The following is a 15,767-nucleotide window of genomic DNA, read 5'->3' as shown; positions in this document are numbered from 1 at the left end:
TTAGTTACAATGATCTATATTAGTTTTTATTTCATATACAGCTCTTTGTCCCCCAATTAATTTTGGGCGAGTAATCGCCATATTAACACGCGCTTTTCCAATCTGACGAAAGGTAGGTCTCAAAGGAACGGCTACTTTTTTTAGATGCATGCCAATAAGTGTTTCTCCAATATCCATCCCTGCATGTGCTTTTATTTCTTCAACTACAATAGGACTTTCAAACTGCTCATAAGCATAGGTGGCCATGGATCCTCCTGCTGTTTTGATAGGAATAACAGAAACCTCATCAAGATCGTAATTCTGTAGTATGTCTCTTTCTACAACTAGAGCACGATTCAAATGCTCACAGCACTGAAAAGCAACATAAAAACCGCTTTCCTTCTGAACAGCTTTAATACCTTTATAGATTTCTGAGGCCACCACTTCAGCACCCGAAGTTCCAATATGTTGACCTAAAACCTCACTAGTGCTTGTACCTATAACGATAATCTGTTTAGATCCTATACGTCCTTGTTTTACAAGTTGTCTTATGTTCTCTTCAACGTGTTCGCTTATTTCTTCCAATTTATTTACCAAGCTCTTCACCACCATAGCTGATGATTATTATCCATTTGAAATAACTCCCCCTTTTAATTAAGGGTGTATAGTGGATTCACTTTCGATCAAGTCAATTTTCTTAATACGATTCAAATGTCTTTCTTCTTTTGAAAACTCTGTTTCGATCCATATTTTAACAATATCAAGAGCTAGACCAGGCCCTATTACCCTTTCACCCATCGCTAGAACATTGGTATCGTTATGTTCTCTTGTTGCTTTTGCTGAAAATGTATCATGAACTAATGCGCAGCGAATGCCCGGATATTTATTGGCTGCAATTGACATTCCAATTCCAGTACCACAAATTAAAATTCCTTTATCTGCATCCCCATTCAAGACATTCTCACAAACAGGTATTGCATAATCTGGATAATCAACAGAATCAGAACAATCACAACCTACATCGATCACTTCATGACCTGACTTAACAATAAAATCTTTAATATCATTTTTTAAATGGTATCCACCATGATCTGCACCAAGTGCTATTTTCATTATGATCGCTCCTTTATAAATTGCATAGGGTATGATGCCCATTATTAAAGTTTATAATTTTCTGTTTTTTCAGTTTAAGTGCAAAAAAAGAGCAGCAGACATATTGTCCATGCTCCTGCCCAGGCGACCGGCCGTATTACTTGGTGCTCCATTGTGGTCATCTCCACTTTGCCGCCAGTTACACCAAGCCCTTCACTTATAATGTTATCATATCTTAATTTTTTGACAATTACAACCGCATATTTCAAGACTTAAATCATTCTTATGTGACTATAATTCTTTCAAAAGTTTATTTAATAACTCTTCAATTTCACCTGCCACTATTTGATAATCTCCAATGGTTCCTCCAAACGGATCGGAAATATCATAATTTGGCATGTCAGTTTCTAATTTTAATAATTTTTGCTTTATATGCTCTGGAATTTCTTGACCAAGAGATATTTTCAGTTGAGCTTCAGCTATTAACTGGTCTCTTTCTTCCAACTGATTTGTTATGTTCGTGTTTTCCTCTACAAATTCTTTTAACGAGAAAGTTTTATCCACTGCTTGAGGATAGTATTCTATGACATGACGTTTATGATTCATTGTCATTGTGAAAATATAATCTGCCCAATCCACCCATTCTTCTGTTACCTTATTTGAAGTAATCCTTGTAGACAAACCTTTTTCCTTCAATATTTGTGCAGCATTTTCAGAAATAGGGTGATCGTCCATAGCAAAAACTCCTGCAGAACGTATTTCTATATCCAAACCTTCTCTTTGAACTAATCCAGCAAAAATACCCTCTGCCATTGGGCTTCTACACGTATTTCCTGTGCAAACAAATAATATATGCTTCATAAACCGAATCAGTCCTCCTGTATATATAAATACATATTATATTAAAAACTTAATCCCAAATACTAATAAAATAATACCACCAATTGCCTCTCCATATTCACCTAAACTTAGAGAGATGGATCTTCCTAATAATAAACCTAATATAGATAACGTTCCCCCGAATAAACCAAATAACAATACGGTTAATATGATATCGGTAGAAAATAACCCTAAAGAAACTCCTACTGAAAATGAATCGATGCTGACACTTAAAGAAAATATGATCAATCCCAATAACGTACTATGATCAAAAGGTTGTGCATGCTCTCCCCTAATAGAACTGTATACCATATGCAAACCCAATAATACAAGAAGAATCCCACCAGCAATTAATGCTACATCTCCTAGAATAGTGCTAACATATTTACCCGTAAACATTCCCATAAGTGGCATCATAATATGAAAAAAACCAACAATGATGCTGATTTTCATAATATCTAATAAACGAATTCCCCTCATTCCGATACCTACTCCTAAAGAAAAGGCATCCATCCCTAAAGCAATAGCCATAATTAGGATTGTAATGAATTGGCCCAATTCAAATGAAATGGCTGACATCTGATCTCCCCCATGTCCACTTTTCTTCTCAAGTACGTGTTCAAAAAGTTCATTTGCATACTTTTTGAACAACTTCTTTAAGAATATGCGAACACGAAGTGAAACATGCTATACTTGTACCACCTGATTGCCAGCAGCTTTCTTTAAACGATTCATGACAGCTAATCCCATTCCTTCCTCAGAACAAGCCTCAGCAAATATTGACGTCACTTTTTTTTCATCAAACAACCTTAAGGCTGCGTAAAGTTCATGCGCTGTTTCATCTATTCGATTTCTACTTCCATAGGTTAGAACAACATCTGCATTATATTCTGATTTATTTTCAGTAAATGTTAGAACGCCTGTTTTTTCACCACGTTCTATTGCTTCGTTAACCCCAATTTGAATACATTTTTTCACTTTTTTCTCTTCATTGCCTTTTATAATGGTTAACGAGCCATTCGGAGCATAATGTTTGTATTTCACTCCAGGAGAAATGGGTGTTTGTTCATCATATGAAGTATTTCCCTGATTGCTGTTCTCTCTCTCATATGAAAACTCAACTGAAGGAGTGATCTCTTGTAATTGCGATTCTGTAATACTTCCTGGACGTAGAATATAAATATTGTCATCCTTTATTTGAATGACTGTTGATTCTATCCCAACACCAGTTGCTCCCCCATCAATCAGCCCTCTAATACGACCATCCAAGTCTTCCTTAACATGCTTCGCCTCGGTTGGACTTGGTTTCCCTGAACGATTGGCGCTAGGTGCTGCAATGGGACAACCTGCTTCTTTTATTAAACTCAAGGCAATTGGATGATTCGGCATTCTTACAGCGACTGTATCCAATCCTGCGGTAACTTTCTCAGAAAGATTGGAGTCCTTTTTTATAGGAAAAATAATGGTTAAAGGTCCAGGCCAGAAACGGTCCATGATGAGGTTTGTCGTTTCGCTAATTGAATCAACTAAATCTTGTAATTGGCCTTTATTTGAAATATGTACGATAAGGGGATTATCTGATGGTCTACCCTTAGCATTAAAAATGTTACTTACGGCTTCTGTTGAGGTTGCATCTGCGCCTAACCCGTAAACCGTTTCTGTCGGAAAGCCGATGACATTCCCTTTTCGAATCTCGAATGCAGCTTTTTGAATAAATTCATTGTTTTTTTTAGTATCTTCGCTTAATTCCCAATACATTGTATCCATGTTTATAATGTCCTCTAGTCATGTAAATATAATATATAAAATTATACTTTGTATTCTATGATTTAAGCAAATGCACCTTTAATTGATGTTGTTATACTTACAATTAAATCCCATAGAAAAAAACGAGCCTCTGGTTTTTCCGCTAATTCTTGGTCAGTGACTAATTCCCCATCTTGTTTGTTTTTAATATCTTCCTGAATCTCTTCTTGTGCTATAGCTTCCCCTGTTGTAGCATCAACAAAACATAAAGGAGGAAAAAGAACACACCACCAATTTTGACCATTACCTTCTCCAACTACAACTCGAAGTGCTTCGTATAAACCTGCAGGATATACTTTGTTCCCATACATTTTGGTTGGAAATTCAAATGATCCAAGTTCAACTGTATAAGATTCATCAAACCCATGATCCTTCAACACCTTTCCTACCAGTGCTTCTAATTGATTCATATGGGAAGATACCATCTCTCTAGCATCCGTAATTTGATCAGGTTGTGCAACCCAGTCATTCATATATTTTACGATTTCATTTCTAATTTCCCCTTTGATCCATTGATCACGAGGAGAATCTGAATTTGCCAAAATTCTCAATCGTATAGATTCCTCTGGAATTGTATTTTCAATTAACGTGGCATGAGCCTGCTGATACTCCCAATTCATTAGTAGTAGGATAAGGACAAAACTAAGATAAAAATATGATTTCCATTTTGAGGGCTTTAACATCGGAAGTCACTCCTCTTAATATAATCTATCAACAGTTTGTCCATTTAATAGAATAGCTAAACCTACTAATCTTAATATATTAAGTTATCAATTAACTAAAAATCTAATTAGTGACGTGACGTTTTGAGAAAATGTCGAATAATTCATTTCGTAAAGACTTGCTAATTATGATAATTGGTTTTAGTCTCACTAAAATTTTCAGTTTATGGATATTGACTTTGATATATGTATGCGATATATTGCATACATATAGAAGATTAACCATGTAAATGAAAAAAATGCAATATTCAAGTACTTTACTTACTTTTATCTAAATAAAAAGGACGTGTATATTCATGCCAATACCTAAAGGGTTTACTTCACCATCAAGAATTACAGCTAAAGAAAGGGCATTAAATCAAATACAAAGATGGATCATAGAAGGAACACTTGAACCTGGTGAAAAAATTTATGATGCAGAAATTTCAGAAGCATTAGGCATTAGCCGTACACCTGTTAGAGAAGCTCTTTTGCTGTTAGAAACACAAGGACTAATCGAGATGCACCCAGGAAAAGAAACCAAAGTAACTACCATTACTAAAGAGGATGTGACAAAGATATACCCCCCTCTTGCAACTCTGCATGCACTAGCAGCAGAAGAAGTAGCGGAAACTATCCCATCCGAGAAAATTGAACAGCTAAAAGAAATTAATCATCAGTTTGAGTTGGCGATTCAATTAAATGAGCCTTATAAAGCGATGGAAACAGATGAACAATTTCATAATTTAATTATTGAATTAGCAGATAACTCATACATTTCACATTTTTGTTCTATATTGGACCTTCACGTCCGTCGATTAAAATATTTATTTTTGACACAAGAAATCGTATCCAAAGAAGATTCTATTCATGAACACAGATTACTCATTCAAGCCTTTCTTGAACATGATAAGGAAAAAGCAGCCATCATTATGAAGCAAAACTGGATTGGACCTTTAAAAAATGTTTATAGATTAATGGAACAACAAGAACGTGGTGAGTAATTTATTCTAATTTTCTATCTTTTTTTGTAAAAAGAGCAAATTCATAAACAGGAGGATATCAAATGAAAACGATTGGATTACTTGGTGGGATGAGTTGGGAATCATCTGCTATTTATTACAAGCTAATAAACGAAAGAGTCAAAGAAAAGTTAGGTGGTCTTCATTCTGCAAAAAGCTTGATGTATTCTGTAGATTTTGAAGTGATTAAAAATCTGCAATACGAAGGTAAATGGGATGAGGCCACAGAGGAGATTATCAATGCTGCTAAACAATTGGAGAAAGGAGGAGCAGACTTCATAGTCATATGTACGAATACAATGCACAAAATGGCTACTGAAGTTCAGGACGCTATTTCAATTCCTTTATTGCACATTGCAGATTTAACAGGTCAACAAATTCAGGCAAAAGCTTTAAAAAGAGTAGGTTTATTAGCAACTAATTTTACAATGGAACATGATTTCTATAAAGGTAAACTACAATCCAATTATGATTTGGAAGTGCTAACACCAAATGATACGGACAGAAAAATTGTTCATGATATTATTTACGATGAACTTTGCTTAGGAAAGGTACATGAAAACTCAAAAAAACAGTACTTAGAAATCATTGAAAAGCTGATTAACAACGGTGCGGAAGGAATCATTCTTGGATGTACTGAAATCACTATGTTAGTAAATGAAGAGGATATACATGTTCCAGTTTTTGACACAACTAAAATACATGCCATAAAATCTGCAGATATTGCCCTTGAAAAATAGATTTAATCACGTTCTGAGCTGTCACATAAAGTTTGTAATTAGGAGTGATATAAAATGCAAGCTTCACCGAAATCAAAAAATATAGGCATATATTTATTACTATTACTCGTTCCTTTATTTTGGGGAGGTTCTTTTGCTGCAACTAAACATGTTGTCACGGAAATCCCTCCCATAACAGCGGCAACCATTCGATTTGGATTAGCTAGTTTGATTTTGTTGATCCTCGTCACCTTTCGCTTTGAATGGAATTTAAAACTATTAAAAAAACATTGGATTGGTTTACTAGTCATGGCAATGACAGGAATCTTTCTTTATAATGTTTTTTTCTTTATTGGATTAAAATATACCTCTGCAATTAACGGATCTTTAATTATGTCTACATCCCCTGCATTTATAACTCTTGGGGCGGTATTATTATTAAATGAATCTTGGAGTAAAAAATTAGGATATGGATTGGTGCTGGCTTTCATTGGGGTAGTTATTGTCATTTTAAAAGGATCTATCCAAACCTTACTCTCCCTCTCTTTTAATACTGGAGACTTACTATTCCTCTGTGGCTTGATTTGTTGGGTTACTCAAAGTCTAGTAGGTAAGGTAGTAATGAAAGAAGTCTCTCCTGTACTTACAACTACCGTTACTATGTTAATCGGATCTTTGATGCTGACCATTTGGTCTTTATTTGAAGGGGGTTGGGTTTATGTTCCAGGTCTTTCAATCCAATCCTGGATTGAATTGATGTATATGAGCATTTTAGCTACAGTCATTGGTTTTTTCATATGGAATAAAGGCATCAGTGTGATTGGAGCTTCTAAATCAGGTCTCTATATGAGTTTTGTACCTATTCATGCAAGCTGGAGCACTGTACTTTTTTATGGAGAGACTTTTACATGGCCTCAACTTGTTGGTATCGCTTTTGTTATCCTAGGTGTTTATATATCCACTGCAAATAAAACTAAAAGAAAAAACATCTCAAATCTCATTGACTCAAAACCAATCGTTTAGAGATGTCTGAAAAATATGATCAAATCATACTTTGACAATTAACAACTTTTATAATTCACCACGGATAGCCAAGACATGCCTTCCTATTCCCGCTAAATCATCTACAATATACACTTCATTCCATTGATTTAATTGTTTTAACCATGCTGCTACTTCCTTTGTTTGCCCCTGCCCAACTTCAAACCCAACAACTTTGGGGATTTTAGAAAGCTCACTGATTTGCTTTATCATTTTTTCATAAAAATAAAGACCATCTGTACCTCCATCCAATGCATTGGATGGTTCAAAATCCTTTACTTCTGTTTGAAGCTCCTGCATATCTTTAGAAGGGATATAAGGAGGATTAGAAATAAGCACATCTATTTCACGTTTGCTTTCAATCAAAGGTTCAAGTAAATCACCTTGCACAAATTCAATCTGCTCCTTAACTTCGTGGGCTAGAGCGTTTTCCTTTGCTATATGAAGGGCTTGATCTGATATGTCAATTGCAATGAATTTCCAAGAAGGGTTATTTATTGCCAAGGTAGTGGGGATGATTCCGCTTCCCGTACCTACGTCTGCTATTATAGGCTCTCCATGCTGCCATATGTGTCTACATTCCTGCATCATTTTTTCCACTAGAATCTCTGTCTCAGGTCTTGGAATTAATACTGAGGGAGTAACCTTAAAATTATACCCATAAAACTCTTGACTACCTATAATATATTGAACAGGTTCTCCTGCAGTTTTTCTGTTTAACATGTCCTGCCATTGTTCACTTTTATCCATCGGAAATGGTTCATTCCAACGTAAAAAAAAGTCATTATGCTTCCACTCAAATAAAGCTTCTAACATCCATCTACATACTTGAGATGGATCTTGAGTGTTCTGATTCTTCGTTTTATTTAAAAAAGAAGAAGCCTCCAGATAGGCTTCTCTAACCGTAAGTTGCTGGTTCATATTAAACTTCCTCATTTTCCATTAATTCTGCTTGTGCTTCCACTGTTAGTGCACCGATCACTTCTTCTATTTCTCCAGATAATACTTGATCCAGCTTATGCAAAGTTAAACCAATACGATGATCTGTTACACGACTTTGAGGAAAGTTATAAGTGCGGATTCTTTCACTTCGATCACCTGTACCCACCTTGCTTTTACGTTCATTCGCATACTTAGCTTGCTCTTCCTGCTGGATTTTATCATAAATTCTTGCTCTTAACACTTGCAATGCCATTTCTTTATTAGAATTTTGAGATTTTCCATCCTGACATGTTGCTACAATCCCTGTAGGCACATGTGTTACACGGACAGCAGATTTTGTTGTATTAACCGATTGTCCACCTGCTCCACTAGAACAAAAAGTGTCTACTCGAATATCATTATCATTGATCTCTATTTCAACTTCTTCCGCTTCAGGCAAAACACCTACAGTTGCAGTAGAGGTATGAATACGACCACCAGATTCTGTTGTCGGCACTCTTTGGACACGGTGTGCACCGCTCTCAAACTTGAGCTTACTATAAGCCCCTTTTCCTTTGACCATAAAAATAATCTCTTTAAATCCACCTAAGTCATTCACATTCGCTTCTAAAATTTCCGTTTTCCATCCCTGCAAGTCAGCATATCTTGTATACATACGATAAAGGTCACCAGCAAACAATGCCGCTTCGTCTCCACCTGCTGCACCACGAATTTCAACAATGACATTTTTATCATCATTAGGATCTTTAGGTAGAAGAAGAATTTGAATCTTATCTTCAAGTTCTTCCTTTCTGATTGAAGATTCATCAAGCTCCATTTTAACTAATTCACGCATCTCATCATCCAGCTTCTCATTCAACATGGACTTGGCGTCTTCATATTGTTCTATGACAGATTTATATTCTGTGTATGCTTCATACACCTCTTGTAAATCGGATTGTTCTTTTGACAATTCTCTTAATCTTTTCGCATCATTGGCTACATCTGGATCACATAATAATTCACTTAATTTTTCATAACGATCAGCCAACGACTGGAGTCGATCTAGCATAATGTCCACCCCTCCTTGCAAAATATATATCTTAAAAAATTTTATTAAATTGAATTTATGATGTCAATTACACATTAAACCTAAAGTGCATAATATCGCCATCTTTTACAACATAATCTTTACCTTCTAAACCAAGCAACCCTTTTTCTCGAGCTACTCCCATAGATCCACAAGCTACTAAATCTTCATAACCAACGACCTCAGCACGAATAAATCCTCTTTCAAAATCTGTATGAATAACACCTGCCGCTTGTGGTGCTTTCGTCCCTTGACGAATAGTCCAAGCTCTTACCTCTTGTTCACCGGCTGTAAAATAAGTTTCTAGTCCTAACAATTTATAAGCTGCTTTAATTAATCGATCTAATCCTGATTCTGTTATACCAAGCTCTTCTAAAAACATCTCTTTATCTTCGCCTTCAAGCTCCGCAATTTCAGATTCAACCTTAGCACTAATAACAACTACTTCGGCACCTTCCTCAGCTGCCAACTCTTTTACTTTGGTTACATATTCATTGTCTTCCTGACCTACTTCATCTTCCCCTACATTAGTAGCAAACAATACGGGTTTCATTGTTAATAAATGAAGATCACGAAGTACAACTTTTTCCTCATCAGTCAGCTCTAAACTTCTTGCTGGTTTATCCTCATACAGTACCGCTTTAACCTTCTCTAAACATTCTACTTCAGCGGCATATTGCTTATTACCGCCTTTCATATTTTTACGTGAACGTTCAATTTTTCGTTCCACAGATTCAATATCTGCTAAAATTAGTTCCAAATTAATGGTTTCTATATCACTGATCGGATCAATCGTACCAGATACATGTGTAATATTCTCATCTTGGAAGCAACGGACAACATGCACAATAGCATCTACTTCACGAATGTTGGCAAGGAATTTATTCCCTAAACCTTCACCTTTACTTGCTCCTTTGACTAATCCTGCTATATCTACAAATTCAAATGCAGTAGGAACCACCTTTTTAGGATTTACAAGCTCCGTTAACTTCACTAATCTTTCGTCGGGTACTTCAACTACACCCACATTTGGATCAATCGTACAGAAAGGATAATTTGCTGATTCTGCACCAGCTTGTGTTATTGCATTAAATAATGTGGATTTCCCTACATTGGGCAACCCAACAATTCCAGCTTTTAAAGCCATTTATGTCAACTCCATTCAAATTTATCGCTCAACCTGAAAAAATCACTTCCATTATTATATAGCAGTCAAAGGGTGTTGTCATCTTTTCAAAGAATCTATTATATGTAAAATTTGGACATAAAAAAGAAGATGAAGCGATTCCCTCAGTCGCTCCATCTTCATCTATGGGAGATATATCCTTGCTGGTATAACTACCAAAAATTAATTTAAAACCTGTTCCTCTTCACGAATGTCAATATTTCTATTTTTTATTTCTTCATGCAGGAGACAAATAAAGTTTTGATCTAGTTTAAAATTTACTGCATCTAAGTAACATTCAATTAAACGTTTATCACTTAAACTTTTCATTTGCCATCCTCCGTTTAAAATAATGATCTAGGTGAATGAGTAATTAGTGGATTCAAATTAATTCCTGTTAATGGTAATTATAAGTAATGTGTGACATAAAATCAGCGAAAACCTGTTTCATTAAAATGCAAACTTTGCATTTAGAATTTTCATTAAGTCGTAATTCCAATATAATATAGCTACAGTCTATGCTATTTCTTATCGTGATTTCCTATTCATTTCATGGTAATAATGGAGGTTCACTTATGCGTAAAAAGCTCTTGTTCATGTTTTTAATATGTGCAGTTGCCATGTCTTTAGGATGGTTTATTTATATAACGCTAAGTTATCCTTTTACTGGAATTGTGTTAGAGAAAAATGATGACGATGAATGGGTGATTGAAGAGTTTGATTCAGTTGGTGTAGATGTTGGTTTAAAACTAAATGATATTATTTTAGAAATAGATAATTTAAATCCTAATGAATTTTTCACAGTTCAGAAATTTCATAGTTTAGAACAGTTTAATCAAGTACTAGTCTTACGTAATAATGAAAGAATAGAGATAAATAAACAACACTCACCTGTCTTATCTATATTCGAAATATTTATTCTATTAAGCTCTCTTCTTTGTTTATTATTTATTTATATTCTTTTTAATAAAACAACTCCTTCTAAGTCAATAAAGTATTTAATGATGGTTCATTTTGTCTTTTTTATTATTTTTATAACTGCCGGAGCTTCTAGTCGCAGTGATATATTTGCAACGATAATCATATTGATTGTAGTTCCCTTATCCCCAATCGTTTTTTTAAATTTTTTGTACGAATTTTTACGAGAAAAGGGCGGTATCACTTTCACTACCAAATTTTTTAAATATATTTATTTTTTCTTAATCGCTGTACTTATCTTTCCACAACTCATTTATTTCTTAGATCATCCTAGAATTTATGATTTTTTTGCTATATTTAGAACTATTGTTGTAATCCTGTTTCTTCTTGGAATTATATTAAATATTGCTTTTGTTACATATATTCACCTGAAGTATAGGAAGTTAAAGTTATATACTTCTACTATTATTAGAAGTGTGTTATTCTCTCTTTTGTTATCCTTTGCTCCTATCTGCATACTTACTATCATTCCAGAACTATTAATAGAAACATATTTGCTCGATATAAAGTACTCCATTTGGTTTATGCTCTTTTTTCCGTTTTCATTTACATATTTAATTATATCAAAGCAAATATATGACCTTAATGTCATTACTCGAAGAGTTTTATTCATCACTATTTTTTCACTTCTTCCAAGCATTTTCATCATTTCGTTGATAATATATATATTTATACCTGAAGTTTCGTTAATGCAATTGCCAGCAGCTGTTCTAATTTTATCATTAATATTGTTTGTAACCTTATTTTCTACACGATATATAATTAACAAATTTGAAAAATGGATCTATCCTAAAAGACATTCTTTAAAAACAAATTTAAATCATATTATTGAAAAGTTAGGTGCCATCACAAACTTCCATGAGTTTAAATCGATCATATTACCAGAAATCATTAAACTTTATAAAGTACATGGTGCAGCAATAATATTAATATATAAAAATAATTATGAATCTATAAGCGAAGGAACAATTGATATAAAAGAAGTAAAAAATCTATTAAAGTTTCCAAAAAACCTAGAAGAACATCCTTTTTACACTAGTTATTTGATCAATCAGCATAATAAATACAGTAGTTATTTAGTATTAACAAAAAAAATTAACAATACCATGTTGGGATTAGAAGAAAAACAATGGCTGCTTCTAATTTCTTCTTATTTGAAAATATGCTTAGAAAATATTTATTATTTACGTAAATTACGATTTGAATTACAAGAAAAAGAAAGGTTTCGTATTGCTACAGACCTGCACGATTCTACAATGCAGGATTTATTCTTTTTAAAAAGAAGACTAGGGAAAGTAGTAGAAAATGAAAGTATAAATTTAGAAGAAATCAAAGAAATGGATAATATATTAGATTATATTGATATTATCAACTTGAATTTAAGACAAGGGTGTTTTGAATTGTATCCTTATACCATTCAAGATATGGGGTTAAAGCAAGCCATCCATAAACTTATTGAACAACTTCAATCCACACATGATTTAGAAATTTCTTTCATTTCAGTTAATGAAGTAGAAAATTATAGTGTACGGCAAAAAAGGCAGCTTTTCCGTATCATTCAAGAACTTCTTGATAATACCATAAAACATGCTTGTGCAAGTTCAGTAAATATCTCATTCAATATAAAAAATAATATACTTCAGTTGACTTATGAAGATGATGGAGTTGGTTTTAATACCAAAATAATATCAGAAGGGTTATATAAACCTACAGATTCAGGCCTAGATCAGGTTCGATATCGTGTCTTAGACTTGAATGGGAAATTCAAAATAATATCCAGTACACAAAGCGGGGTACAAATTAAAATGATGTTTCCTATAGGTTAAAAAAAGAAAAGGGGACTAATCAGTTGAAAAAAAAGATTTTGATTTCTATATTAATTACTCTGTTTATTTCAATTCAATGTTGGTTCGTTTTTCTAACCTTTAAATATCCTTATACTGGTATTCAAGTAGAAAGAAATGATATCAATCAATGGATTATTACTGATTTAGATAAATTGAAAATAGACTCACATAATAGTATACAAGTAGGAGATGAGGTCTTACAAGTAAATCATAAAGAAACTAAAGAGTTTTATTCAATTCAAAAATGGGGGGCCCTTGAACAATTTGATCATCTATTATTATCAAGGAATGGTCAAACTTTTGAAATACAATCTAATGAATTTGCAACTATTAATATTCTTAAATTATTGTTTTTATTCGGCGCTTTTCTTTGTTATCTTCAATCATATTTGCTTATTAAAAAAGCACATCAATTAAAGTCCGCGGTGTATTTATCATTTTTATTTATTACTATTGGACTAACACTAGTTTCTGTCAATGCTTCAATTCAGGCAGACCTACTAGGAAAAACAGTAGTTTTAACATGTGTTATGCTTGTACCAGTCATATCTTTACATTTTCTAATTGTGTTGTTAAAAGAAAAATCTGGGGTTATGATATCCACAAAAACTTTATATTTTCTTTATTCTATAGTTCTAGTCATGTCTATTTCACAGATATTAAATATCTTTACACCTCCATTTGATTATTCTTTTTATCATTTCACTAAGAACTTTACTATGTTTTACTTTTTATTTGGAATCTTATTCAATTTTATATATGTAGTTTATGTATTTTTTAAATATCGTTCAAATAATTCATATGTTTCATCTTTAATCAAAACCATTTTGTTTTGTTTATTTGTCACTGCAGTACCTTTTAGTTTATTTTCATTCTTACCAGCTTTACTTTTTGGTGAAGAATGGGTAAGTTCATTTTATACTGCATGGTTAGTCTTTTTCTTTCCTTCAACATTTACATATCTAATTCTGTCTAAACAAATTTTTGATATTGATGTTGTTATAAGAAGAACGATCTATACTTTGTTTTTTTCAATCATCCCTAGTATGCTCATCGTATATTTCATATCCATCATTTTTAATTTAAAGATCACAACTCAATATATTGCTGTATCATTTACTGGTACCCTACTTACTATATTTTTATCTCTGTTTTCTATTAAATATTTTTTCTCAAAGCTAGAAAACACCATATTTCCACATAGACGTGGTTATAAAAATTCATTAGATCATATTCTTAAAAAATTAACTTCTATTACAAACTTTCATGATTTAGAAGATCAAATTTTAACAGATATTATCAATCTGTTTAAAGTACATGGAGGAATTATACTTTTAAAATACAAAGAAAAAATTGAAACCATCCATGTAGGAAAAATTAATGTTCAAGAAGTAGAAAATTTATTAGATTCAACACCATTTGAAATAATTAGTAGCGATTATTCTTTCTTTCAAATCAATCATTATCAAGAATATACAAGTTATTTGATACTTACAAAGAAAAAAAACAATTCTAAACTTGGCTTAGAAGAAACAGAATGGATGAACCTTATTATTTCTTATATGAAAGTGAGCTTAGAAAATATTTATTTTATTCGAAAATATACTTTTGAACTTCAGGAAAAAGAAAGATTTGATATTTCCCTTGATTTACATGATTCAACCTTGCAGGATTTATTGCTACTAAGGCGAAAAATATCTATATTGACCGAAAAAAGTAGTTCTAAGCAAGTAAAGCAAGAATTAAGGAATATTATTAATTATGTAGATACGATTAATTTAGGTTTGAGGCAAAACTTCTTTGAACTTAATCCATACCTAATTAAAGAAATGGGTTTAATTAAAGCAATTGAGCAATTAGTAGATCAGGAAAAAGCTATAAATCTCTTTAATATACATTTCTCAGCCAACAATGATGATAAAATAAATAATTTAAATCTAGAATTAAAACAGCACATTTTTCGTATTATTCAGGAACTTATCAATAATACAAAAAAACATGCTGATGCTACGAATGTTAATATACAATTTGAAGTTAATAATGATTCATTACTATTTATTTATGAGGATAACGGTATTGGTTTTAAAACGAATCACAAAAATAAGCCATCTAATTTATTCGGAATGGGTTTGGAACAAATTAGATATCGAGTTAGTGATGTAAATGGTCAGTTAAAAGTACATTCCTCTGAAAGCAATGGAGTAAAGTTTATTTTTAAATTTCCTTTGAAAATCTAGAGAAATGATAATTTTAATAACTTAAACGGATATTAAAAAATGTTATTACCAAGGAAAAACTTCTTTTTTCTTATCTTCATTCAGTGCATTTTTTACAGCATCTTTTTCTTTTTTTGATAATTTTAATTCTGATATAATACTATTTCTTTTCTCTTTATCAGTTACTTTTAAATTTCTTATGATTTTATATAGCTCATTTGACCAAGTTATTGTTTTCATGACAACACACCCCACTTCTATAATTGTTATATCTTATCATTATATATTATACTAGTTTTTTCAAGAAAAAT

The 15,767-nt window shown here is 32.7% G+C and carries 16 protein-coding genes and 1 riboswitch; of the genes, 5 read left to right on the top strand and 11 right to left on the bottom strand.

Annotated features, from left to right (window positions below):
* From Q5Y73_RS22235 to spoIIR, 6 genes are all read right to left on the bottom strand, one after another.
* Positions 1-576 (bottom strand): TIGR01440 family protein, encoded by a 576-nt coding sequence (locus Q5Y73_RS22235; RefSeq protein ID WP_371320258.1) that lies wholly within the window; start codon positions 574-576, stop codon positions 1-3.
* Positions 577-633: 57 nt separating this feature from the next.
* Complete coding sequence (gene rpiB, locus Q5Y73_RS22230) at positions 634-1,092, bottom strand: ribose 5-phosphate isomerase B (protein WP_305994124.1); 459 nt, start codon at positions 1,090-1,092, stop codon at positions 634-636.
* Positions 1,093-1,202: 110 nt separating this feature from the next.
* Positions 1,203-1,284, bottom strand: a riboswitch (ZMP/ZTP riboswitch).
* 78 nt (positions 1,285-1,362) lie between these two features.
* Complete coding sequence (locus Q5Y73_RS22225) at positions 1,363-1,932, bottom strand: low molecular weight protein arginine phosphatase (protein WP_305994123.1); 570 nt, start codon at positions 1,930-1,932, stop codon at positions 1,363-1,365.
* A gap of 36 nt (positions 1,933-1,968) precedes the next feature.
* Positions 1,969-2,529 (bottom strand): manganese efflux pump MntP, encoded by a 561-nt coding sequence (locus Q5Y73_RS22220; protein WP_305994122.1) that lies wholly within the window; start codon positions 2,527-2,529, stop codon positions 1,969-1,971.
* A 108-nt stretch (positions 2,530-2,637) separates the two neighbouring features.
* Complete coding sequence (locus Q5Y73_RS22215) at positions 2,638-3,717, bottom strand: L-threonylcarbamoyladenylate synthase (RefSeq protein WP_305994121.1); 1,080 nt, start codon at positions 3,715-3,717, stop codon at positions 2,638-2,640.
* Positions 3,718-3,779: 62 nt separating this feature from the next.
* Positions 3,780-4,439, bottom strand: a complete 660-nt coding sequence (gene spoIIR, locus Q5Y73_RS22210; RefSeq protein ID WP_305994120.1) for a stage II sporulation protein R — start codon at positions 4,437-4,439, stop codon at positions 3,780-3,782.
* Between the two features lie 335 nt (positions 4,440-4,774).
* Here spoIIR and Q5Y73_RS22205 point away from each other — a divergent pair, with 335 nt between their 5' ends.
* From Q5Y73_RS22205 to Q5Y73_RS22195, 3 genes are all read left to right on the top strand, one after another.
* On the top strand, positions 4,775-5,461 hold the full coding sequence (locus Q5Y73_RS22205) for a GntR family transcriptional regulator (RefSeq protein ID WP_305994119.1): 687 nt from the start codon (positions 4,775-4,777) through the stop codon (positions 5,459-5,461).
* Positions 5,462-5,523: 62 nt separating this feature from the next.
* Positions 5,524-6,219 carry an aspartate/glutamate racemase family protein gene (locus tag Q5Y73_RS22200; protein WP_305994118.1) on the top strand — a complete coding sequence of 232 codons (696 nt, stop codon included), beginning with the start codon at positions 5,524-5,526 and terminating at the stop codon, positions 6,217-6,219.
* A gap of 54 nt (positions 6,220-6,273) precedes the next feature.
* A complete protein-coding gene (locus Q5Y73_RS22195; RefSeq protein ID WP_305994117.1) occupies positions 6,274-7,221 on the top strand; it encodes a DMT family transporter in 948 nt (315 codons plus the stop codon).
* A gap of 48 nt (positions 7,222-7,269) precedes the next feature.
* On the opposite strand, the gene prmC is transcribed toward Q5Y73_RS22195, so the two are convergent.
* The 4 genes from prmC to sda all read right to left on the bottom strand — a co-directional run bounded on the left by prmC (position 7,270) and on the right by sda (position 10,745).
* A complete protein-coding gene (prmC, locus tag Q5Y73_RS22190; protein ID WP_305994116.1) occupies positions 7,270-8,160 on the bottom strand; it encodes a peptide chain release factor N(5)-glutamine methyltransferase in 891 nt (296 codons plus the stop codon).
* 1 nt (position 8,161) lies between these two features.
* Entirely contained in the window at positions 8,162-9,232 is a 1,071-nt protein-coding gene (gene prfA, locus Q5Y73_RS22185) for a peptide chain release factor 1 (RefSeq protein ID WP_305994115.1), read from the bottom strand.
* Between the two features lie 67 nt (positions 9,233-9,299).
* Entirely contained in the window at positions 9,300-10,397 is a 1,098-nt protein-coding gene (gene ychF / locus Q5Y73_RS22180; RefSeq protein ID WP_305994114.1) for a redox-regulated ATPase YchF, read from the bottom strand.
* Between the two features lie 201 nt (positions 10,398-10,598).
* The gene (gene sda / locus Q5Y73_RS22175; RefSeq protein ID WP_305994113.1) at positions 10,599-10,745 is read right to left on the bottom strand and encodes a sporulation histidine kinase inhibitor Sda; all 147 of its coding nucleotides are present in this window, start codon (positions 10,743-10,745) and stop codon (positions 10,599-10,601) included.
* Between the two features lie 245 nt (positions 10,746-10,990).
* On the opposite strand from sda, the gene Q5Y73_RS22170 reads away from it, so the two are divergent.
* On the top strand, positions 10,991-13,219 hold the full coding sequence (locus Q5Y73_RS22170; protein WP_305994112.1) for a sensor histidine kinase: 2,229 nt from the start codon (positions 10,991-10,993) through the stop codon (positions 13,217-13,219).
* Positions 13,220-13,242: 23 nt separating this feature from the next.
* Positions 13,243-15,477 (top strand): sensor histidine kinase, encoded by a 2,235-nt coding sequence (locus Q5Y73_RS22165; protein WP_305994111.1) that lies wholly within the window; start codon positions 13,243-13,245, stop codon positions 15,475-15,477.
* A gap of 45 nt (positions 15,478-15,522) precedes the next feature.
* On the opposite strand, the gene Q5Y73_RS22160 is transcribed toward Q5Y73_RS22165, so the two are convergent.
* On the bottom strand, positions 15,523-15,696 hold the full coding sequence (locus tag Q5Y73_RS22160) for a hypothetical protein (protein WP_305994110.1): 174 nt from the start codon (positions 15,694-15,696) through the stop codon (positions 15,523-15,525).
* Between the last annotated feature and the right edge of the window lie 71 nt (positions 15,697-15,767).

The sequence above is a fragment of the Chengkuizengella axinellae genome (genome assembly GCF_030730905.1).
Lineage (GTDB): Bacteria > Bacillota > Bacilli > Paenibacillales > KCTC-33759 > Chengkuizengella > Chengkuizengella axinellae.
The sequence above is the reverse complement of the archived record's forward strand: the minus strand, read 5'-3'. Positions and strand labels throughout refer to the sequence as shown.

Excerpts from the sequence above, each read along its gene's own strand:
- Q5Y73_RS22195 (WP_305994117.1), top strand. The coding sequence starts at position 6,274 with ATGCAAGCTTCACCGAAATCAAAAAATATAGGCATATATTTATTACTA.
- Q5Y73_RS22205 (WP_305994119.1), top strand. The coding sequence starts at position 4,775 with ATGCCAATACCTAAAGGGTTTACTTCACCATCAAGAATTACAGCTAAA.
- Q5Y73_RS22220 (WP_305994122.1), bottom strand. The coding sequence starts at position 2,529 with ATGTCAGCCATTTCATTTGAATTGGGCCAATTCATTACAATCCTAATT.
- sda (WP_305994113.1), bottom strand. The coding sequence starts at position 10,745 with ATGAAAAGTTTAAGTGATAAACGTTTAATTGAATGTTACTTAGATGCA.
- Q5Y73_RS22225 (WP_305994123.1), bottom strand. The coding sequence starts at position 1,932 with ATGAAGCATATATTATTTGTTTGCACAGGAAATACGTGTAGAAGCCCA.
- Q5Y73_RS22200 (WP_305994118.1), top strand. The coding sequence starts at position 5,524 with ATGAAAACGATTGGATTACTTGGTGGGATGAGTTGGGAATCATCTGCT.
- spoIIR (WP_305994120.1), bottom strand. The coding sequence starts at position 4,439 with ATGTTAAAGCCCTCAAAATGGAAATCATATTTTTATCTTAGTTTTGTC.
- Q5Y73_RS22160 (WP_305994110.1), bottom strand. The coding sequence starts at position 15,696 with ATGAAAACAATAACTTGGTCAAATGAGCTATATAAAATCATAAGAAAT.
- prmC (WP_305994116.1), bottom strand. The coding sequence starts at position 8,160 with ATGAACCAGCAACTTACGGTTAGAGAAGCCTATCTGGAGGCTTCTTCT.
- ychF (WP_305994114.1), bottom strand. The coding sequence starts at position 10,397 with ATGGCTTTAAAAGCTGGAATTGTTGGGTTGCCCAATGTAGGGAAATCC.
- prfA (WP_305994115.1), bottom strand. The coding sequence starts at position 9,232 with ATGCTAGATCGACTCCAGTCGTTGGCTGATCGTTATGAAAAATTAAGT.
- Q5Y73_RS22215 (WP_305994121.1), bottom strand. The coding sequence starts at position 3,717 with ATGGATACAATGTATTGGGAATTAAGCGAAGATACTAAAAAAAACAAT.
- rpiB (WP_305994124.1), bottom strand. The coding sequence starts at position 1,092 with ATGAAAATAGCACTTGGTGCAGATCATGGTGGATACCATTTAAAAAAT.
- Q5Y73_RS22170 (WP_305994112.1), top strand. The coding sequence starts at position 10,991 with ATGCGTAAAAAGCTCTTGTTCATGTTTTTAATATGTGCAGTTGCCATG.